Genomic DNA, 19,565 nt, shown 5'->3' with positions numbered 1-19,565 from the left:
CACAAGCATTCCCATAACGGCATCAGGAGACAAAAGCATGGACAAGCAGATCGACAAGGCGGCCCGCAATAGAAGGCGCCGCATGGCGCTGGTCACCCTGGCGGCCCCTATTGCGGCGGCAGCGGCGGTGGCAGTGGGGGCGGCACTGCCCGGCGCCGCGCTGGCGCAGCAGCCCTGGCCCAGCAAGCCCATCACGATGGTCGTGCCCTTCCCGCCGGGCGGGCCCACCGACCTGGTGGCGCGCGTGCTGGCCCAGCAGGTCGGCCAGCAACTGGGCCAGACCGTGATCGTGGACAACCGGCCCGGAGCCAATGGCAACATCGGCAATGCCCTGGTGGCCAAGGCCGCGCCCGATGGCTATACCGTGCTCTACAACACCTCGTCCATTGCGCTGAGCCCGTCGCTGTACAAGAAGATGAGCTACGACGTGGGCAAGGACCTGATGCCCGTGGCGCTGACGGCCGTGGTGCCGCTGGGCCTGGTGGTCAACCCCAAGCTGCCGGTGAAGAACGTGCAGGAGTTCGTGCGCCATGCCAGGGACAAGACCGGCCAGCTGTCCTATGGCTCGGCCGGCAACGGCAACGTCACCCACCTGGCGGCCTTCCAGGTCGTGCAGCACTACCAGATCGAGGCCAGCCACGTGCCCTACAAGGGCAGCGCGCCGGCCGACGTGGATCTGGTCGCCGGGCAGATCGACTTCATGACCGACACCATCAACTCGGTCGCCCCCTTCATCAAGGAAGGGCGGCTCAAGCTGCTGGCCGTCAGTTCCTCCAAGCGCCTGCCCAACTTCCCCGATGCACCCACGCTGGCCGAAAGCGGCATGTCCGGCTTCGAGGCCGGCGCCTGGCAGGGCGTGATGGTGCCCGCGAAGACGCCGGCCGCCATCATCCAGCGGCTCAACCAGGAGCTGATGCGCGCGCTCAAGGCCCCGGGCGTGGTCGAGAAGCTGCAGCTACAGGGCGCCGAAGGCCTGGGCTCCACGCCCGAGGAATACGGCGCCTACATCCGCAGCGAGATCAAGCGCTGGGCCGGCGTGGTCAAGAGTACGGGCGTCTCTCTGGACTGAGTGCGGGGCGTTGCGCCGCCTGTCGCGCAGTTGCGCAAATTGGCACCTGTTTGTCAGGGGTGGGCGCGGTTTTTCAGCTATGGTTGCGGCTCATTGCCCCGGGCTGCCGGGGCAGGGCATGCATAGCAACAAGGAGCAAGATATGACGGGAGCTGCCGGCGAAGTCCTCAGCGAAGTGCGGGGCCGCATGGGCATGATCACCTTGAACCGGGCCAAGGCGCTGAATGCGCTGTCGCTGGGCATGGTGCGCGATCTGCTGGCCACCCTGCTGGCCTGGCAAAAGGATGAGCAGGTGCTGGCCGTGGCCATCCGAGGCATGGGCAAGGAAGGGGTCTTCGGCGCCTTCTGCGCGGGCGGGGACATCCGCTTCCTGCATGGCGCGGGCAGCACGGGCAATCCGCAGCTGGAGGACTTCTTCACCGAGGAGTACGCGCTCAACCACCTGATCCACACCTTTGGCAAGCCCTACATCGCCTTCATGGACGGCATCGTCATGGGCGGCGGCATGGGCATCAGCCAGGGCGGCACGCTGCGCATCGTCACCGAACGCATCAAGATGGCCATGCCCGAGACGGCCATCGGCCTGTTCCCCGATGTGGGTGGCGGCTACTTCCTCTCGCGCTGCCCGGGTCACGCGGGTGAGTGGCTGGCGCTGACGGGCGATGTGATCGGCGCGGCCGATGCGCTGGACTTCGGCCTGGCCGATGGCTACCTGCCCTCGGACCAGCAGCCTGCGCTGTGGGACGCTCTGGCCGCCGGCAGCTTTGCCGATGCAGCGGCCGTTGAGGCCCTGGTGAAGTCGAAGTTCACGGCCCCGGCCAAGCCAGCGGCCCAGCCCCGCGCCGAGATCGACCGCGTGTTCGCCCTGCCCACGGTGGCTGCCATGGTGCAGGCGCTGGAAGCGGCAGATGGCGAGTGGGCCCGGCACACGGCTGCCACGCTGCGCAAGCGCTCGCCGCTGATGCTGCACGTGGTGCTGGAACAGATCCGCCGCGCGCGCGGCATGACGCTGGCCCAGGACCTGCGCATGGAGCGCGACATGGTGCGCCACTGCTTCTACCTGCGCCCCGGCCAGAGCGAGACCATCGAAGGCATACGCGCACTGGCCGTGGACAAGGACCACCAACCGCGCTGGAACCCTGCGCGCATCGAGGATGTGCAGGAAGCGCAGTGGCGCGCCTTCTTCGACAGCCCCTGGCCTGCGCATTCGCATCCGCTGGCGGCGCTGGACTGATCGCGGCGCAGAGCGTTCAGCGTTCAAGCTTCCAAAAGGCCATCCGGCGCCATGCCGGGTGGCCTTTTTGCATTCAACGATCCGCAGGCTCCATGCGGCAGGAATGGCCTGCCAGCAGCCGTACCGCGTCGTCAATGCGCGGGCCCGGATCCCATTCGGGCACGGGCGGCGTCAGGCCCAGGGCCATCTGCCGCAGGGGCTCGGCAATGGCCATGGACAGCAGCATGTCGCAGACGACTTCGGGCTGCTCGGCCCGCAGCAACCCCTTGCCGCACTGGCGCCGCAGCCAGTCCACCAGCATGCCGCGGCCGCGCTCTATGCCGTTGCGCTGGTAGACCTCCAGCAACTCGGGCTTGGCGGGAAAGTCGGTGGTGAGCAGGCGGAACATTCCCACCGCCTCGGCCGACAGCACGCGCGCGGCAATCACGCGCAGGATCTCGGCCAGCGCTGGCGCCACCTCTGAGGCCGACTGCGCATCGGCCGACAGGGCGGGGCGGAAACCGTCGGTCCAGCCGCGCACCACCAGGGCCACCAGGTCCTCGCGGTTGGCTGCAAAGCGGTAGAGCGTCTTCTTGGCCAGCCCCGCGCGCCTGGCCACGGCTTCCATGGTGGTGGCGGCATAGCCTTCGTTGAGCAAGAGCCAGGTGGCGGCGGCCAGGGCGGCGTCGTTGGCCTCGTGCTCGGGCCGGGCCGGCCGCCCGCGCGGCCTGGGGGCCGCAGGAGTGATTTCGGATTCCATTGGATTTCTTGTCGTTCCGTTCGGTGTTGTGCAGGGTCGTGCCTGGTTGTGCAGCATTTTGTTACCCGGCAGGGATTATCCGATTGTTTGGAAACGTTGTTCGTTTCTTTAATATAAGATGGCTTTTCCTCATCAACCCAGGAACGGAAAACACCCATGAACCCCCATGCCTTCGAGCCCGACATTTCCCGCATCGACGAGCTGCTGCACATCACGCCGCTGCGGCTGGAGACGGGAATCCAGCGCCTGCCCAGCGGCTGCCTGGTGGTGGCCTGCCGCACCGACCTGCATGGCTGCAGCGGCCGCATGCTGGACTGGTGGTTCAAGTTCTTCGAGACCACGCAGCACATCAAGTGGTGGCATCCGCACGACCACATCGCGCATCGTGGCTGGGATGCGCAATGGAAGAAGGGCGAGAGCTACATCGGCGCGTCCATCGAGGCCGTGGAGTCCCTGGCCGATATTCCGCCCGTGGCGGCCAGGCTCAAGTTCCACGATCCGCGCGAGCTGTTCGACCCTGCGCAGCTGGAGCTGGCCTTTGCCGAAAAACGCGCATCGGCCGCCGTGTATGCGCGTATCGGCTTCGGCGAGCATGTGCAGCTGGACGCCAGCGGGGACCCCATGGACGGGCAGATGGTGCACCTGGCGCGTGACACGCCTTTTGGCTGCGTGCTGCGCAGCCGCTTTTTGCTGGGCCAGTCCTGCGCCGACCCGGCGGCCGAGCTGCCCGACGCGCTGGGCCTGGGCCTGCTGCGCCATTGCTACACGGAGTTCACCTACCTGTCGCGCTTCCTGCCCTCGCTGTACTACGGCGAGCATGGCAACGGCGAGGCGGCGCCGCTGCCTTGGTAGCCGTGGCCCCAGGCTTCAAAGCTGCTGGTGCACGGCCGTGGCCAGCTGCAGCAGCCGGTTGCGCGGCAGGGCGCCGCTGAGCGCATAGCCAAAGCCCTGGTCCACCCAGTAGAAGCTGGGCACGGGGCCGTCGCTGCTGAAGTGAAAGGCGGTCTCGCCGTGCGTGGCCGGGTCCTGCAGCGCGCCCAGGTAGAGGGTGATGCGCTCGCCCGCCGCGTCCTGGTACATGAACTGGGCGCGTGCGCCGCTGTCGCCGGGCAGCAATCGGCCGCCCACCAGTTCATAGCCCAGGTCCGTGAGTGCCGGCAGCTTCAGCGGCCGGCCCAGGCGCTTGGACAGCCACTGCAGCAGATGGGCCTGCTGCGCGGCCTCCACCTCGACCGGGTGGCGTTGCTCGGGCTGGTAGACCGCGTGGGCGACGGCCGCCTGGTGGGCGAAGCGGGCCGGGGTGGCGGCAGCCAGCGTGGCCGCCGTGGATGGCGCGGCGGCGGGCACCGCCTGCTGCCCATGCACCAGCCAGCCCAGGCCGAAGGCCAGCATCCAGCCCGCGGCCATGCCACCCCAGCGCCACCACTGCTGCTGGCGCTGGTGCAGGCCCTGCAACTGTTCGGCGGCGGCGCGCATTTCGTCGGGCATGCCGGGTTCATCCCGGGCGGCATGCAGGGCGCGCAGCAACTGGCGCTGGCGTTGCCATTGCTCCACGCGCGCGGCACTGTCTTCGTCCAGCTGGTCGCGCAGCGCCTGCGCCTGCTGCGCGGGCAGGCGGCCATCGACCAGGGCGTGCAACTGCTCGTCGGAAATGGGCGGGGGCAAGGGCGAGGAAGATGAAAGAGGGGTGGGGGCGGATGCGGTCATGGCGGCCTCGTCATTTGAGCCGGCGCAGCGCGGGGGCTGCGGCTTGGGGTGTTGCGGCCTTGGCGGTCGGTGCTGACTGTGCAGGCGCTGCAGAGGAGGCCGAGTTGGCCGAGGTGGCCGATGGGGCCTCCATCAATTCGCGCAGCCGGGACCGTGCGCGCGACAGGCGCGACATCACGGTGCCCAAGGGCAGCTGCAGCACGCGCGCCGTGTCGGCGTAGCTCATGTCCTCCACGCTGACCAGCAGCAGCACGGCCCGCTGCTCGGCGGGCAGGCGCTGCAGGCAGCGCTCCAGGTCCAGGGCCGCGTCGCTGCTGTCCTCGGGCGCGGCCAGGGTCTCGGACAGGCTGTCTATGTCCAGCCACTGCCCGCGCGCGGCAGAGCGCCGCTGGTTCAGGTAGAGGTTGTGCATCAGCGTGAACAGCCAGGCGCGCAGATCGCCGTCGGGGCGCCACAGCAGCCATTTGCGGCAGGCACGCTCCAGTGTGTCCTGCACCAGGTCGTCGGCGGCCCAGGCATCGCCTGCCAGCAGCCGCGCATAGCGGCGCAGGCCGGGCAGGTGCTCCAGGATCTGGCTGCGGTCCATGGGCAGGTCCGAAGGCGGATGCGGCTGGAATCAGGGGCGTGCGGTATGCCAGACGCCCATGACGCCGTCGCCCGTGGTGTCACCGGCCTTGCCGTCCTTCACCCAGTAGTACAGCGGCTTGCCCTTGTAGGCGATCTGGCTGCTGCCATCGTCGCGCTGTATCACGCTGTAGTTGCCGCCGGACGGCGCCTGCTTGCCCATCAGCGGCGGCCAGTTGGTCGCGCAGGGGCCGTTGCAGACGGACTTGCCGCTGCCGGCCGTGTCCTTGTCGAAGGTGTAGAGCGTCATGCCGTTGGCGCCGACCAGCATGCCGTTTTGCACGCTGACCGCGCTGGGCGGGGTCTGGCCAGAGGCGTTGGCCGCAGGCGCGGAATAGCAGCCTGCCAGGGTCAATGTCAGGGCTGCCGTGAAGGCACAGGTACCAAGTTTCATGCCGAGCTTCTTCATCGCTGTCTCCGGTGCTTGCCGGCGCGCGAAATTGCAGCCGGACACTGCAATGAACACTGGGCCGTGCCGGTTTATTCCGCAGCAGTGCAAAAAAAGCTGCGGATGCCCGTCAACGGTTGAAGCTCTTCATGGCGCGCTCGACCTCGCGCTTGCCTTCGCGGTCCTTGATCACGTCGCGCTTGTCGTGCTCGGCCTTGCCCTTGGCAAGGGCGATGTCGCACTTGACGAAGCCGTTCTTCCAGTGAAGGTTGATGGGCACCAGCGTGAAGCCCTTTTGCTCGACCTTGCCGATCAGGCGCAGGATGTCGTCCTTCTTGAGCAGCAGCTTCTTGATGCGCGCCGCGTCGGGATTGACGTGGGTGGAGGCGGTCTTGAGCGGGTTGATCTGGCAGCCGAGCAGGAACAGCTCGCCGTCCTTGACGATGACGTAGCCGTCGGTCAGCTGCACCTTGCCGCTGCGCAGCGCCTTCACTTCCCAGCCGTGCAGCACGATGCCGGCCTCGAAGCGTTCTTCGAAGAAGTAGTTGAACGCGGCTTTTTTGTTGTCGGCGATGCGCGACTGTGTTTCAGGTTTCTTGGCCATGGAGTAATAGATGCGGCGAAAACCTGGAGATGAAAGCTCTCCATACAATACTGGATTGCCGTCTCGCCTCCGTGCGGGATTTTAGTTTCGCCTTGCCGTCATTGTGACAGCCGTATGCGCCATGACCGCGCAGCCGGTGTTTTGCATGCCGTGCAGCCCGCCCCATTCATGAAAAAAGTCAACAAGTCCGTCCTGATCTGGTACAGCCCCCAAGAAATGTTTGCCCTGGTGACGGACGTGGCCCACTATGCCGACTTCCTCCCCTGGTGCGACCAGGCCAGGGTGCTGGAGCAGGACGAGCAGGGCATGACGGCCGAGGTGGGCATTGCATTCGGCGGCATGCGCAAGTCCTTCGTCACGCGCAACACGCACAGCGTGCTCGACGATGGCGGGCGCCAGGTCAGCATCCGCCTGATCAAGGGGCCGTTCTCGCGGCTGGAGGGCAACTGGATGTTCCGCCCCGTGGGCGACGGCTCGCAGCGCGCCTGCCGCGTGGAACTGCAACTGGACTATGGCTTTGACAACATGGCGCTGGCCGCCGTGGTCGGCCCGGTGTTCGACCGCATCGCGGGCTCCATGGTCGATGCCTTCGTCAAGCGCGCCGAGCAGGTCTATGGCTGAACCCCGGCCGTTTCTGTGCATCACGCTGGCATGCAGCCCGCGTGCCGGTGAAGTCGTTGAACTGACCTTGCAATTGCCGGCCGGTGCCTCGATTGCCGACGCGGTCGATGCCGCTGGTGGCTGGCAGGCGCTGGGCTTTGCACAGGAGGGGCCCGCTGGCCTTTGGGGCCGCAGCGCACCTTTGACGCAAGGCTTGCGCGATGGTGATCGCGTGGAGCTGTACCGGCCCTTGACCGTGGACCCCAAGGTGGCGCGCCGCGAGCGCTTTGCGCGCCAGGGAGCCCGCGCCACGGGCCTGTTCCAGCACCAAAGGCCCGGGGCCAAGGCCGGTTACTGAAGGAGGGAGGCGCTCAGCGCACCGGGCCGCAGTCCGAGGCGATGGTGGCGTCGGCGCGCTTGAGTTCGCTGTTGCGCGTGGCTTCGTCCATGAAGCCGCGTTCGCCCTGTGCATTGGTGTGTGCCAGCAGGCCGCCCGATGACAGTGCCGTCTTGGCCTGTTTCGCCCGCGCACAGTTTTCCTGGCGATCCTTGGCAATGCGGTCCTTTTCTGCCTTGGCCTTGGCGGCCTCCTGGGCCTCGGCCTTGCGCTTTTGCTCTTCCAGGGCCTTGTCGGTGCCTGCGGGCTTGGCGTCCTTGGCGGCGGCGGCAGGCGCTGCCTGTGCCGTTGCATCTGCAGCGGGCTGCGTGGCCGCATCTGTAGCCGCCGGTGCAGCGGATGGCGCCGCCGCTGCTGGAGCGGGCGCGCTGCCGCCAGGCTGGCGCAGGATGTTCTTGGCCGGAATGTCAGGGGGTGGCGCGCGGTCGCTGAAGACCTTGCGGCCTGTGGCGTCGACCCATTGCCACTGGGCGGCTGCGGACAGCGAACAGGCGGCAAGCGCGGCTAGCAAAACAAGCTTGGTGGCATGCATGGTGATTGGGGTGATCGGGCCGGTTGCAGGTAGCAATAGCAGGAAATGATGGCGGGCAGCGATAGCGGGGAACAATGGCCTACAGCATACATTGTGATCCGGCGCACGGGTACAATCCTTCTTTTGGAGCTCTCACATGCGCCTTCTCGGTAAAGCCCTGACCTTCGACGACGTCCTCCTGGTCCCCGCTTTCTCCCAGGTCCTGCCCAAGGACACCTCGCTCAAGACGCGCTTTTCGCGCAACATCTCCCTGAACATCCCCCTTGTGTCCGCCGCCATGGACACCGTGACCGAAGCGCGTCTGGCCATTGCCATCGCGCAAGAGGGCGGTATCGGCGTGATCCACAAGAACATGACGGCAGAGCAACAGGCTGCCGAAGTGTCCAAGGTCAAGCGCCACGAATCCGGCGTGGTGCACGACCCCGTGGTCATCACCCCCGAGCACACCGTGCTGCAGGTGCTGCAGCTGTCCGAGAACCTCGGCATCTCCGGCTTTCCCGTGTGCGACGGCGGCAAGGTGGTGGGCATCGTCACCAGCCGCGACCTGCGCTTCGAGACCCGCTACGACGTCAAGGTCAGCCAGATCATGACGCCGCGCGAGCGCCTGATCACCGTCAACGAGAAGGACGGCACCACGCCCGTGGAAGCCAAGGCCCTGCTCAACAAGCACAAGCTCGAGCGCATCCTGGTCGTGAACGACGCCTTTGAACTCAAGGGCCTGATCACCGTCAAGGACATCACCAAGCAGACCACCTTCCCCAACGCAGCGCGTGACAGCGCAGGCCGCCTGCGCGTGGCCGCCGCCGTGGGCGTGGGCGAGGGCACCGAGCAGCGCGTGGAGCTGCTGGTCAAGGCCGGCGTCGATGCACTGGTGGTGGACACGGCCCACGGCCACAGCAAGGGCGTGATCGACCGCGTGCGCTGGGTCAAGCAGAACTACCCGCAGGTCGATGTCATCGGCGGCAACATCGCCACCGGCGCCGCTGCGCTGGCACTGGCCGAGGCAGGCGCCGACGCCGTCAAGGTCGGCATCGGCCCTGGCTCCATCTGCACCACGCGCATCGTCGCCGGTGTGGGCGTGCCCCAGATCATGGCCATCGACAGCGTGGCCCAGGCCCTGCAGGGCACGGGCGTGCCGCTGATCGCCGACGGCGGCATCCGCTTCTCGGGCGACATCGCCAAGGCCCTGGCCGCTGGCGCCTCGACCATCATGATGGGCGGCATGTTCGCCGGCACCGAAGAGGCTCCGGGCGAAGTCATCCTGTACCAGGGCCGTTCGTACAAGAGCTATCGCGGCATGGGCTCCATCGGCGCCATGCAGCAGGGCTCGGCCGACCGCTACTTCCAGGAATCGAGCACCGGCAATCCCAACGCCGACAAGCTCGTGCCCGAAGGCATCGAAGGCCGCGTGCCCTACAAGGGCTCCATGGTCTCCATCGTCTACCAGATGGCCGGCGGCGTGCGCGCTGCCATGGGCTACTGCGGCTGCGCCACCATCGAAGAGATGAACAACACGGCCGAGTTCGTGGAGATCACCGCCGCAGGCATCCGTGAATCGCACGTGCATGACGTGCAGATCACCAAGGAAGCGCCGAACTACCGCGCCGACTGATCCCGATCCAGCGCCTTGGCGCGAGATGGAAAAGAGGTCCGGGCAGCCACTGCCCGGACCTCTTTTTTTGTGCGCCTAGATGACGAAGCTCAGATGGCGAAGTTGTCCAGCACCGCGCCCGAGCTGGCGCTCGATGCGTTGAACGCGAACTTGGCCTGCACGCCCCGCGTGTAGCGGGGCGCGGGGGCCTTCCATGCCGCGCGGCGCTGGGCGAGCACGTCTTCGGGCACGTTCAGCTGCAGCTGCAATGCGTGCGCGTCGATGGTGATCGAGTCGCCCTCGTGCACCAGCGCGATAGTGCCGCCCACAGCCGCTTCCGGCGCCACGTGGCCGACCACCATGCCCCAGGTGCCGCCGGAGAAACGGCCATCGGTGATCAGGCCCACGCTCTCGCCCAGGCCGGCGCCGATCAGGGCGCCCGTGGGTGCCAGCATTTCCGGCATGCCGGGGCCGCCCTTGGGGCCCAGGTAGCGCAGCACCATCACGTCGCCGGCCTGGATCCTGCCGTCGAGGATGGCCGCAAGCGCCGATTGCTCATCGTCGAACACGCGTGCCGGGCCGGTGATGACCGGGTTCTTCAGGCCCGTGATCTTGGCCACCGCACCTTCCGGGCTCAGGTTGCCCTTGAGGATGGCCAGGTGGCCCTGCGGATAAAGCGCGTCCGAGAGGGGGCGGATGACCTGCGGGTTAGGCGGTTCGTCAGGCACGCCGGCCAGGGTCTCGGCGATGGTCTGGCCCGAGATGGTGATGCAGTCGCCGTGCAGCAGGCCCGCATTCAGCAGGATCTTCATGACCTGCGGGATGCCGCCCGCCTGGTGCAGGTCCACCGCCAGGTATCTGCCGCTGGGCTTGAGATCGCACAGCACCGGCACCCGCTGGCGGATGCGCTCGAAGTCGTCGATAGACCAGGGCACGCCGGCCGCATGGGCGATCGCAAGAAAGTGCAGCACGGCATTGGTGGAGCCCCCGGTCGCCATGATCACCGAGACCGCGTTCTCGATGGACTTGCGGGTCACGATATCGCGCGGCTTGAGGTCCATCTTGATGGCCTCGATCAGCACCCTGGCGGATTCCTTGGCCGAGTTCTCCTTTTCATCATGGGGATTGGCCATGGTGGAGGAGTAGGGCAGGCTCATGCCCAGCGCCTCGAACGCGCTGGACATGGTGTTGGCGGTGTACATGCCGCCACACGAGCCCGTGCCGGGAATGGCGTGCTGCTCGATGTCCTTGAGCTCCTGGTCGCTGATCTTGCCCGCGGCGTTTTCGCCGACGGCCTCGAACACGCTGACGATGTTCAGGTCCCGGCCTTTCCACCTGCCGGGCAGGATGGTGCCGCCGTAGACATAGATGGCCGGCACATTGGCGCGCAGCATGCCCATCATGCCGCCCGGCATGTTCTTGTCGCAGCCGCCGACCACCAGCACGCCGTCCATCCACTGGCCGCCCACGCAGGTCTCTATGCAGTCGGCGATCACCTCGCGGCTGACCAGCGAGTACTTCATGCCTTCCGTGCCCATGGACATGCCGTCCGAGATGGTCGGCGTGCCGAACACCTGCGCATTGCCGCCGGCTTCCTCGATGCCTGCGATGGCCGCGTCCGCCAGCCTTTGCAGGCCGGAGTTGCACGGCGTGATCGTGCTGTGGCCGTTGGCCACGCCGACCATGGGCTTCTTGAAATCCTCTTCCTTGTAGCCCATGCCGTAGAACATGGAGCGGTTGGCTGCGCGCGCCTTGCCTTCGGTGATGTGGGAGCTTCGGCGGTTGATCTGGTTCGGCGGGGTCATGGCATGTCTCTCGTTGTGGGGCTGGATGAGTATGGGCCGACTGATTCATCTGATCCAATCCTATTCATCGGCATGATTGATATGCTGCACATATGAATGAGCCCCCCATTGATCTGCGCGTCTGGCGGCAATTCCTGGCCGTGGCGGACGAGCTGCACTTCGGCCGCGCCGCGTCGCGCCTGCACATGACGCAGCCGCCGCTCACCCAGGCCATCGCCCAGCTGGAGCGCAGCCTGGACGTGGCGCTGTTCGAGCGCTCAAGCCGCCACGTCGCGCTGACGCCCGCTGGCGAGGCGCTTGTGCCGCAGGCGCGTGAGCTTCTGGCGCGGGCGGCAGCGCTGCCCGGGATTGCGCGGGCTGCGGCAGCGGGAGAAGTGGGGCGCGTGCGGCTGGCCTTTGTCTCCACCATCGGCTTCACCCGGCTGCCGCTGTGGGTGCGGGACTTCGTTGCAGGCACGCCCGGTGTGGCGTTGGAGCTGGTCGAGGCCACCAGCGATGCGCAGATGGAAGCCTTCGAGCGCGGGCAGATCGATGCCGGGCTGATGCTGCATGCCCCGGGGCATGCGCCGGCCGGCCTGGAGCGCCTGGCTGTAGGGCGGGAAGCCATGGTGCTGGCCCTGCCTCAGCAGCATGCGCTTGCCGACGCGGACCGGCTGATGCTCGACGAAGTGCTGGAGCAGCCGCTGGTGATCTTTCCGCGCCGCATCATGCCCTCGCTCCATGACGCGGTGACGGATCTGTACCGACGGCACGGACATGTGCCGCGCATCGCGCAGCAGGCGATACAGATGCAGACCATCGTGAACCTGGTCTGGGGCGGCATCGGCCTGGCCTGGGTGCCCGCCAGCGTGATGCAGTTCTGCAGGCCTGGCGTGGTCTACCGCGAGGCGGTTTTCGCCAGCGCCCGACTAGGCAGCAAACCCGTTGCTCTGCCGGTCTGCGAGACCAGCCTGGCCTGGCCTGCCGGAGCCATGTCGCCCGCGCTGGCGCGGTTTGTCGGCTTCGTGCGCGAACAGCGCTGAGTGGCGTTCACCGACAGCCCCCCGAGGCAAAGCTCTCGAATATCCGCATTGTTCTGGTCTGAATTTTTGGAAATTCTGGCCAGAATGATAGAATTCGGGCCAGGCCGGACACCAGCCTGTTTTTGTTTTCAGCCCCGCCATGCAATCTGTCGGCATCTACGAAGCCAAGACCCGTTTCTCCGCCCTGATCGAACTTGTCGAGCAGGGCGAGGAAGTGCGCATCACCCGCCACGGCAAGGAAGTGGTGCGCATGCTGCCGGTGCGCCGCCGCCCCGTGATCACCGACGAGCAGATCGCCCGCGAGCTGGAGCAGATGCAGGCGCTGCAGGCCACGGTGCGGCCGGCACAGTCGGCACAGTCGGCACAGGCGCCGGACTCCACCACCCGACTGCGCCACGCAGGCCGGAGCCAGGCATGACCTCCTTCGTGCTTGATGCCTCCGTCACCGCCGCCTGGCTGCTGCCCGATGCCGCCAGCGTGCACACCCAGCGCCTGTATACCCGCATCCGCCGCCATGAAGTGGACCCGCAGGCGCCCAACCTCTGGCAGTGGGAATGCGGCAACCTGATCGCCTCGGGCGTGCACGGCGGCCGCATTCCGCACAGCTCGGTCGAAGGCCTGTGGGGCGTGCTCGAGGCCATCCGCCACCGCGTGGAGCTGCACGAACTGGCGCCCGCCCAGCACAAGGCCGTGCTCGACGTGGCGCTGGACACCCGCCTGCCGGTCTATGACGCGGCCTACCTGTGGCTGGCGCAGTCGCTGCGCCTGCCGCTGGCCACCTTTGACGCGGCCCAGGCCGCCGCCGCCCGCAAGCGCGGGCTGGCGCTGCTGGCCCCTGAAGATTTCTGATCCCCTCCCATCACCTTTGCCTGAGATGACCATGCAACACGACAAGATCCTCATTCTTGACTTCGGCTCCCAAGTCACCCAGCTGATCGCCCGCCGCGTGCGCGAAGCCCATGTCTACTGCGAAGTCCACCCCTGCGACGTCAGCAGCGACTGGGTGCGCGAATTCGCCGCCGACGGCCGCCTCAAGGGCGTGATCCTGTCGGGCAGCCACGCCAGCGTCTACGAAGTGGACGACCGCGCCCCCGACGCCGTGTTCGAGCTGGGCATTCCCGTGCTGGGCATCTGCTACGGCATGCAGACCATGGCCACCCAACTGGGCGGCAAGGTCGAAGGCTCGCACACCCGCGAATTCGGCTACGCCGAAGTGCGCGCCCATGGCCACACCGAACTGCTCAAGGGCATCGAGGACTTCGCCACGGCCGAAGGCCACGGCATGCTCAAGGTCTGGATGAGCCACGGCGACAAGGTCACCGAGCTGCCCCCGGGCTTCAAGGTCATGGCCTCCACGCCGTCCTGCCCTATCGCCGGCATGGCCGACGAGGCGCGCCGCTTCTACGCTGTCCAGTTCCACCCCGAAGTCACGCACACCGTGCAGGGCGCGGCCCTGCTCAACCGCTTCGTGCGCGAGATCTGTGCGGCGAATGCCGACTGGATCATGGGCGACTACATCGAGGAAGCCGTCGCCAAAATCCGCGAGCAGGTGGGTGACGAGGAAGTCATCCTCGGCCTGTCGGGCGGCGTGGATTCGTCCGTGGCCGCGGCCCTGATCCACCGCGCCATCGGCGACCAGCTGACCTGCGTCTTCGTGGACCACGGCCTGCTGCGCCTCAATGAAGGCGACATGGTCATGGAAATGTTCGAGGGCAAGCTGCACGCCAAGGTCATCCGCGTGGACGCAAGCGACCTGTTCCTGGGCAAGCTGGCCGGCGTCAGCGAACCTGAGGCCAAGCGCAAGATCATCGGCGGCCTGTTCGTGGACGTGTTCAAGGCCGAGGCCGCCAAGCTCAAGGCGGGCGACGGTGGCCACAAGGGCGCCACCTTCCTGGCCCAGGGCACCATCTACCCCGACGTCATCGAGTCGGGCGGAGCCAAGAGCAAGAAGGCCGTCACCATCAAGAGCCACCACAACGTCGGCGGCCTGCCCGAACAACTGGGCCTGAAGCTGCTCGAGCCCCTGCGTGACCTGTTCAAGGACGAAGTGCGCGAACTCGGCGTGGCCCTGGGCCTGCCGCGTGAAATGGTCTACCGTCACCCCTTCCCGGGCCCGGGCCTGGGCGTTCGCATCCTGGGTGAAGTCAAGAAGGAATACGCCGACCTGCTGCGCCGCGCCGACGCCATCTTCATCGAGGAACTGCGCAACTGGACCGACGAAGCCACCGGCAAGAACTGGTACGACCTTACCAGCCAGGCCTTCACCGTCTTCCTGCCCGTCAAGAGCGTGGGCGTCATGGGCGACGGTCGCACCTACGACTACGTCGTGGCCCTGCGCGCCGTGCAGACCAGCGACTTCATGACCGCCGACTGGGCCGAGCTGCCGTACGGCCTGCTCAAGAAGGTGTCTGGCCGGATCATCAACGAAGTGCGCGGCATCAACCGCGTGACCTACGACGTTTCGACCAAGCCGCCGGCGACGATTGAGTGGGAGTGAAATCAGGTCCTTCGGGGACTATCGCTACCTATCGAAAATCCGAAGTAACGTATTGATTTAAAAGGAAATACGTCACGACAGCTATCCGTGACTATCGCGGGGTAGCGAAACGGATTGACGGTAGAGGTGACGGTAGAAACCGGAGGCCGGACTAAGACCTCCTTGTTGACTATCGAGACCAAATCGGTCTTTGACGGTAAATCACGCCTCTGGAAAGCTTGTTTCATGCGGCTTTCCAGGCATCAGCAGGTCTCCTGGCCCCTGACGGTAAAAGCCGTCATGAACAGGAGGAAAGACCTCGATGCATACCGACACCGCGCTGCGCAATTCGGCCGCCTGCAGCACTTGCAGCGCCTGGGCTTGGCCTACGAGATGCGGCCTGGCACCTGGGCCATCCATTCCGACGACGAGAAGACCTTGCGGGCCTTGGGCGAGCGCGGCGACATCATCCGCACGATGCAGCGGGCGATGCACGGCGATGCACGGCGAGTCGCGCGAGCCGGCGGTGTTCGAGCCCGGTGATGATGGCCGCACGATCATGGGCCGCGTGGCCGAAGGGCTATGGAAGGTACCCGGCGACCTGCCCGAGCAGGGGCGCCGCTACGACGCGCAGCGCCTGAGCGGCGTGGCTGTTGAACTGAAATCGCATCTACCCATCGAGCGGCAGGCCCCCGCGATCGGCGTGATCTTGCTGGACCAGCAGTTGATCGGTGGGGGCAGGGGATTGGGCGACCTCGGCTTTGGCAGCGAGGTCAAGGAAGCCCTGCACAAACGCGCTGGCTTCCTGGTAGAGCAAGGGCTGGTAGATCACTTGGAAAAGGCATAGGTCCGTCTTGAAAGGCAGAGATGAATAGGTCACTTCATCAGCAGGACTAGTTGGCAAGGCGAATTCAGCTTGCCGGTCTACATCAACCTTGTGGACTGAATACGTCCGGCACCCCGGAGCCGATCTGTCGTTGCAAAGACATCACGCTTCAGTCACCACTGCTAACCTGCGATGGAACTGGGCTGGGTATCCACAAACTTTGAGTGGATGAGCTTTTCACGTAAGGAGGCAGGATGATCGATCTATACAGCTGGGCGGCACCGAACGGGCACAAAGTGCAGATCCTCGTCGAGGAACTGGAGATTCCCTATCGGGTCATTCCGATCAACATCACTGCAGGCGACCAGCACACAGACGCCTATCGCGCGATCAATCCGAACGGGAAAATCCCGGCGATCGTGGACCATGCGCCGGCCGACGGCGGCGGGCCGTTCACGGTCTTCGAGACCGGAGCCATCATGGTCTACCTGGCGGAGAAGGAGAAACGCTTTCTCCCCACGGAGCCGCGCCAGCGCAGCGAAGTACTTCAGTGGCTGTTCTGGCAGGTCGGCGGGATCGGCCCGATGATGGGCCAAGCCCAACACTTCTTTCGCTATGCGTCCGAAAAGGTGCCTTATGCCATCACACGCTACCAGACGGAAACAAGACGTCTCTTGAAAATTCTGGATGACCGTCTTGATGGTCGCGAGTTCATCTGCGGTGAGTACTCGATTGCCGACATGGCCAGCTTCGCCTGGATCCGGATTCACAAGATGACCGGTGTCCCCCTGGACGAATTCCCTCGTGTGCAGGATTGGTATGGCCGGGTGCGCAGCCGTCCTGGCGTCGGCCGCGGCCTGGATCTCCTGAGAAACGAATGGGTGGACGTGACGAAGTCCGACGAAGCAAAGCTCAATCTTTTCCAGAAGAACCGTTGACCATGTCGATCGACATTGATCGGGTGGAAGCGTTCTTCGATCTGCGAAGCCCCTATTCTTACCTCGCGCTCGGCCCGGCCCGCGCACTCTCTCAGCGCAGTGGCGTCACCTTCGATTGGTGGCCTTACGTGACGGATTTCCAGTCCGCGTACGGCGGGGAAGTCGAGCAGCGATCGAGCCGTGATGTCGCGAAGCTGAAGTACCTGTACATGGATTGCCGAAGGCTCGCAAAGCTGCAGGGGTTGACGGTGCGGTCCACGACGAAGCTCTGGAATCCGACGCTCGCGAGCCAGGCCATCCTTTTTGCCAAGGCAAGGAATCGGCTCTGGGAATTCTGTGACCCGCTGCTCGCAGCGTTCTGGCGGCGCGAGTTCGACCTGGAGTCGCCCGCGGAGGTGGAGGCGGCTCTGGTCAACGCGGGGCTGTCATCTTCGGAGTGGAACGGGTTCCTGCAAAGAGAAGCTGAGGCAGCGCTGGCAGGGACGCTCGAACATGCCGAGAGGCTAGGCGTGTTTGGCGCTCCGACTTTCATCTACAGGGGTGAGATGTTCTGGGGCGGAGACCGCATGGATCTGCTTGAGTCTGCGATCCTGAGGGCGTGATGGCCTGGTCCATCCAGCGTGGTGACACAGTGCACGAGATGCTCGGACATCCCTTCTGGCATCCAGCCATTGAAGAAGGCTTGCGTACGTGCCTGCGAAATCTCGCACGAGCCATGCCCGATCGGAAACAGGTGGGAGCCTTTCTCGGCTGAGTGGTGCAGGGCTCGGTCTCGGTCTGCAGCCGTACGTTGTCGACGAGTGGATGCGCTGTCAAATCCCGATGTAGTTGCGCAGGCGTTGTGTGTGGACGATCAAATAGCCTTTGGTGCCTTCGGTACGGACAATTCCACCCTGCTTGAACGAGGCAAGAGCCATATTCACCCGCTGGCGCGAGAGTCCGCAAATCAATGCCAGCTTGTGTTGATTGATCGACAGCCTGAGCGCGTCTTCGCGTCCGTTCTTGGCGAGCATCAGGAGTGCCTTCGCAACCCGCATCTCGGGCCCCAGTAGGCGCGATGCCACGAGCATCCCTACGAACTCGCCCATGCGGGCGTTCATGACATCGCAAAGAAAGTTGCTGAACTCATGAGACGAACTGCGCAGAACGTTGAACGTGTTCGCAGGAACAAGGCAGAGTTGTGCGGAGGTCAACGAGCGCAGGTCGTACTGCATCAACTCCTTTTTCAACAAGGACCCGTCGCCGCACCATTCTCCTTCCCGGAGGTAGTACAGCGTCGTCTCGTCTCCTTCGGGCCCGGCGATGTACATCTGCAGGTGGCCGCGCATCACGCCGTACCAGTATGCGCTGGGCTGGCCGGACCGCGCGATGAATTCATCGGCCTCGACCTTTTTCTCGATGGAGGTCTGCAATGTCATGGCCCGCAGCTCCTCGGGCAGCATGCAAAACCATGGCCACTGGCTGAGGAATTCGGTCAGAGCGGACGACGGCGCCGGCTGGTATGCGGATGTCTGGACGGTTCTCTGTTCCATCGTGTCTCCGCATCTTCTCTTATTAGACTGACACATCCACCTGGAAGCGGCCGCGGTAGGCGCCCGGGCTCATCCCGATGCGTTGACGGAAGAGTCTGGAAAAGGAACTGGTGTCGCTGTACCCGACCTGGCTTGCCACTTCTTCGACACTGTGCGAACTGGTCTCAAGCAGCGCACGCGCAGCTTCCAGCCGGAGATCTTGAAGATAGGCCAACGGTGTTTGGTCCAGCACACTGCGAAAGCGCCTGATGAGGGTTCTGTCGCTGACCGCGAGCGCATCGGCAAGTTCCGTGATCTTCAAATCCTGGGTCATCTTGCTCTGAAGCCACCGCTGGGCGCGATGCACCAGCGCATCGGAGTGACTCTTTTGCGCCAACAACGGAAGGTAGGGAATCTGGCTGGTTTGGCTCACATCGATCAGCATCGCCTTCGCACACTGTGACGCGATGACAGGCCCCGCAAAGCGCTCGATGACCCGTATGGTCTGAAGCAGATACGACGCCGATGCACCTGCACAGATCAGTCGATCCATTTCGGTGAGCACCGGTCGCAGTTGCAGGTCGACGCGGGGAAATTTCTCCCTGAACTGCCGCTCTAGCCACCATGTGGTTGTTGCGGTGCGTTCATCCAACAAACCGGTCTGGGCCAGGATGAATGTGCCCGTGCAGTTCGCTGCCACCCATGCTCCTGACTGCCATTGCGCCGTCATCCAGGTGCATGCATCGGCATGCCGACTGAGGAACTGATCAAACTGGCGATGTCCGCCGTAGTGGAAGCTAGGAACGAAGACCAGGTCATAGCGTTCTCGTGGTCCCACCTTGTGGGTTGGTAAGGCCAGGCCATTGCTGGCAATCGCGGTCTCGCCCGATGGCGACACGAATCTCCAGTCGAACAGCGCGGACGCTGGCGCGCCTTCGAGTTTCAGATGGGAGTTCGCGATTTGAAGGATGTCGGCAAACCCGGCCACGCTGGAGGCATAGCAACCGTCGAAGGTGAGGATGGCAGCACGTGGCATTGGTCGAAAACGGCATAGAACATGTCAGTTTCGACAATTTACACCAAGACGCGCAGTCTGCCTAATGAGTCTTGCTGGCCTCTAGCCCAGCGACAGCAAGAAGGAGCACGGAGATGAGCGGCATACCCCCTGTGTCATTGCGCGGCAACGTTCCTACCTGCGCTCAAGCCTCGCAGAGCCAGATGAACGCGAACTCTCGCCAGGTCGCTGACAGACAGCCCCATCCCGCCTGTGAAGACGGCGACCAAGTTTCCGTGCTGGGGAGCTGCCCGGGTTTCGTTGTCGTCCCCGCGGGTCAAGTGCACGACTTTTATCGCGGGTACGCGTTGGTGGCTGTCCCACTCATCGCGATGACAGCCGTGGCCGGCATCGCCTATTTCGTGTTTGGGCTGTCATTTTGAGTGACTCCAGCGTGCGCAGCCCGAGGTGTGTGGCGAATTTGGCATGGATAAAGTCACTTTCGCCA

22 protein-coding genes and 1 pseudogene are annotated in these 19,565 nt (G+C 65.1%); 14 read left to right on the top strand and 9 right to left on the bottom strand.

What is annotated here, in order from left to right; translation table 11 throughout:
- Positions 1 to 37 precede the first annotated feature (37 nt).
- Together IAE24_RS11995 and IAE24_RS11990 are read left to right on the top strand one after the other, a co-directional pair.
- Positions 38 to 1,069: a Bug family tripartite tricarboxylate transporter substrate binding protein gene (locus tag IAE24_RS11995; RefSeq protein ID WP_199960960.1), complete on the top strand. Its 1,032-nt coding sequence runs from the start codon at positions 38 to 40 to the stop codon at positions 1,067 to 1,069.
- Positions 1,070 to 1,211: 142 nt separating this feature from the next.
- A complete protein-coding gene (locus tag IAE24_RS11990; RefSeq protein ID WP_199960959.1) occupies positions 1,212 to 2,303 on the top strand; it encodes an enoyl-CoA hydratase/isomerase family protein in 1,092 nt (363 codons plus the stop codon).
- Between the two features lie 73 nt (positions 2,304 to 2,376).
- Here the strand turns inward: IAE24_RS11990 and IAE24_RS11985 are convergent, their stop codons facing one another.
- The gene (locus IAE24_RS11985) at positions 2,377 to 3,042 is read right to left on the bottom strand and encodes a TetR/AcrR family transcriptional regulator (protein WP_199960958.1); all 666 of its coding nucleotides are present in this window, start codon (positions 3,040 to 3,042) and stop codon (positions 2,377 to 2,379) included.
- 156 nt (positions 3,043 to 3,198) lie between these two features.
- Here IAE24_RS11985 and IAE24_RS11980 point away from each other — a divergent pair, with 156 nt between their 5' ends.
- A complete protein-coding gene (locus IAE24_RS11980) occupies positions 3,199 to 3,894 on the top strand; it encodes a DAPG hydrolase family protein (protein ID WP_013803030.1) in 696 nt (231 codons plus the stop codon).
- Between the two features lie 15 nt (positions 3,895 to 3,909).
- Here the strand turns inward: IAE24_RS11980 and IAE24_RS11975 are convergent, their stop codons facing one another.
- The 4 genes from IAE24_RS11975 to smpB all read right to left on the bottom strand — a co-directional run bounded on the left by IAE24_RS11975 (position 3,910) and on the right by smpB (position 6,365).
- Positions 3,910 to 4,749: an anti-sigma factor family protein gene (locus tag IAE24_RS11975; protein WP_065347246.1), complete on the bottom strand. Its 840-nt coding sequence runs from the start codon at positions 4,747 to 4,749 to the stop codon at positions 3,910 to 3,912.
- 10 nt (positions 4,750 to 4,759) lie between these two features.
- Positions 4,760 to 5,335 (bottom strand): RNA polymerase sigma factor, encoded by a 576-nt coding sequence (locus tag IAE24_RS11970; RefSeq protein ID WP_099751396.1) that lies wholly within the window; start codon positions 5,333 to 5,335, stop codon positions 4,760 to 4,762.
- 30 nt (positions 5,336 to 5,365) lie between these two features.
- Positions 5,366 to 5,782 (bottom strand): COG4315 family predicted lipoprotein, encoded by a 417-nt coding sequence (locus tag IAE24_RS11965; RefSeq protein ID WP_012204847.1) that lies wholly within the window; start codon positions 5,780 to 5,782, stop codon positions 5,366 to 5,368.
- A gap of 109 nt (positions 5,783 to 5,891) precedes the next feature.
- On the bottom strand, positions 5,892 to 6,365 hold the full coding sequence (gene smpB / locus IAE24_RS11960; RefSeq protein WP_013803027.1) for an SsrA-binding protein SmpB: 474 nt from the start codon (positions 6,363 to 6,365) through the stop codon (positions 5,892 to 5,894).
- 168 nt (positions 6,366 to 6,533) lie between these two features.
- On the opposite strand from smpB, the gene IAE24_RS11955 reads away from it, so the two are divergent.
- On the top strand, positions 6,534 to 6,986 hold the full coding sequence (locus tag IAE24_RS11955) for a type II toxin-antitoxin system RatA family toxin (protein ID WP_034398355.1): 453 nt from the start codon (positions 6,534 to 6,536) through the stop codon (positions 6,984 to 6,986).
- Positions 6,979 to 7,323 carry an RnfH family protein gene (locus tag IAE24_RS11950; protein WP_199960957.1) on the top strand — a complete coding sequence of 115 codons (345 nt, stop codon included), beginning with the start codon at positions 6,979 to 6,981 and terminating at the stop codon, positions 7,321 to 7,323. Before IAE24_RS11955 ends, IAE24_RS11950 begins: the two co-directional genes overlap by 8 nt.
- 13 nt (positions 7,324 to 7,336) lie before the next feature.
- Here the strand turns inward: IAE24_RS11950 and IAE24_RS11945 are convergent, their stop codons facing one another.
- The gene (locus tag IAE24_RS11945; protein ID WP_199960956.1) at positions 7,337 to 7,894 is read right to left on the bottom strand and encodes a DUF4124 domain-containing protein; all 558 of its coding nucleotides are present in this window, start codon (positions 7,892 to 7,894) and stop codon (positions 7,337 to 7,339) included.
- 136 nt (positions 7,895 to 8,030) lie between these two features.
- On the opposite strand from IAE24_RS11945, the gene guaB reads away from it, so the two are divergent.
- Complete coding sequence (gene guaB, locus IAE24_RS11940) at positions 8,031 to 9,506, top strand: IMP dehydrogenase (RefSeq protein ID WP_013803023.1); 1,476 nt, start codon at positions 8,031 to 8,033, stop codon at positions 9,504 to 9,506.
- An 89-nt stretch (positions 9,507 to 9,595) separates the two neighbouring features.
- Here the strand turns inward: guaB and ilvD are convergent, their stop codons facing one another.
- Positions 9,596 to 11,290: a dihydroxy-acid dehydratase gene (gene ilvD, locus IAE24_RS11935; RefSeq protein WP_013803022.1), complete on the bottom strand. Its 1,695-nt coding sequence runs from the start codon at positions 11,288 to 11,290 to the stop codon at positions 9,596 to 9,598.
- 92 nt (positions 11,291 to 11,382) lie between these two features.
- On the opposite strand from ilvD, the gene IAE24_RS11930 reads away from it, so the two are divergent.
- The 7 genes and pseudogenes from IAE24_RS11930 to IAE24_RS11900 all read left to right on the top strand — a co-directional run bounded on the left by IAE24_RS11930 (position 11,383) and on the right by IAE24_RS11900 (position 17,154).
- Positions 11,383 to 12,312 (top strand): LysR family transcriptional regulator, encoded by a 930-nt coding sequence (locus IAE24_RS11930; RefSeq protein WP_199960955.1) that lies wholly within the window; start codon positions 11,383 to 11,385, stop codon positions 12,310 to 12,312.
- A 139-nt stretch (positions 12,313 to 12,451) separates the two neighbouring features.
- Positions 12,452 to 12,730, top strand: a complete 279-nt coding sequence (locus IAE24_RS11925) for a type II toxin-antitoxin system Phd/YefM family antitoxin (protein ID WP_013803020.1) — start codon at positions 12,452 to 12,454, stop codon at positions 12,728 to 12,730.
- Entirely contained in the window at positions 12,727 to 13,161 is a 435-nt protein-coding gene (locus IAE24_RS11920; protein WP_012204856.1) for a type II toxin-antitoxin system VapC family toxin, read from the top strand. The genes IAE24_RS11925 and IAE24_RS11920 overlap by 4 nt, the downstream gene beginning before the upstream one ends.
- A 31-nt stretch (positions 13,162 to 13,192) precedes the next feature.
- Positions 13,193 to 14,809, top strand: a complete 1,617-nt coding sequence (gene guaA / locus IAE24_RS11915) for a glutamine-hydrolyzing GMP synthase (protein ID WP_034364424.1) — start codon at positions 13,193 to 13,195, stop codon at positions 14,807 to 14,809.
- Between the two features lie 309 nt (positions 14,810 to 15,118).
- Positions 15,119 to 15,617: pseudogene (locus tag IAE24_RS11910) on the top strand (DUF3363 domain-containing protein); the annotation flags it as partial.
- Between the two features lie 251 nt (positions 15,618 to 15,868).
- Complete coding sequence (locus IAE24_RS11905) at positions 15,869 to 16,552, top strand: glutathione S-transferase family protein (RefSeq protein WP_199960954.1); 684 nt, start codon at positions 15,869 to 15,871, stop codon at positions 16,550 to 16,552.
- Between the two features lie 2 nt (positions 16,553 to 16,554).
- Positions 16,555 to 17,154: a 2-hydroxychromene-2-carboxylate isomerase gene (locus IAE24_RS11900; RefSeq protein ID WP_199960953.1), complete on the top strand. Its 600-nt coding sequence runs from the start codon at positions 16,555 to 16,557 to the stop codon at positions 17,152 to 17,154.
- 210 nt (positions 17,155 to 17,364) lie between these two features.
- Here IAE24_RS11900 and IAE24_RS11895 read toward each other — a convergent pair whose 3' ends face one another.
- Both IAE24_RS11895 and IAE24_RS11890 read right to left on the bottom strand, forming a co-directional pair.
- A complete protein-coding gene (locus IAE24_RS11895; RefSeq protein ID WP_099734044.1) occupies positions 17,365 to 18,084 on the bottom strand; it encodes a Crp/Fnr family transcriptional regulator in 720 nt (239 codons plus the stop codon).
- Between the two features lie 22 nt (positions 18,085 to 18,106).
- Positions 18,107 to 19,099: a GlxA family transcriptional regulator gene (locus IAE24_RS11890; protein ID WP_199960952.1), complete on the bottom strand. Its 993-nt coding sequence runs from the start codon at positions 19,097 to 19,099 to the stop codon at positions 18,107 to 18,109.
- A gap of 113 nt (positions 19,100 to 19,212) precedes the next feature.
- Here IAE24_RS11890 and IAE24_RS11885 point away from each other — a divergent pair, with 113 nt between their 5' ends.
- Entirely contained in the window at positions 19,213 to 19,500 is a 288-nt protein-coding gene (locus IAE24_RS11885; protein ID WP_099734042.1) for a hypothetical protein, read from the top strand.
- Positions 19,501 to 19,565: the final 65 nt, after the last annotated feature.

Origin of the sequence: Delftia sp. S65 (genome assembly GCF_016516495.1) — a bacterium.
Lineage (GTDB): Bacteria > Pseudomonadota > Gammaproteobacteria > Burkholderiales > Burkholderiaceae_C > Comamonas > Comamonas acidovorans.
The sequence above is the reverse complement of the archived record's forward strand: the minus strand, read 5'-3'. Positions and strand labels throughout refer to the sequence as shown.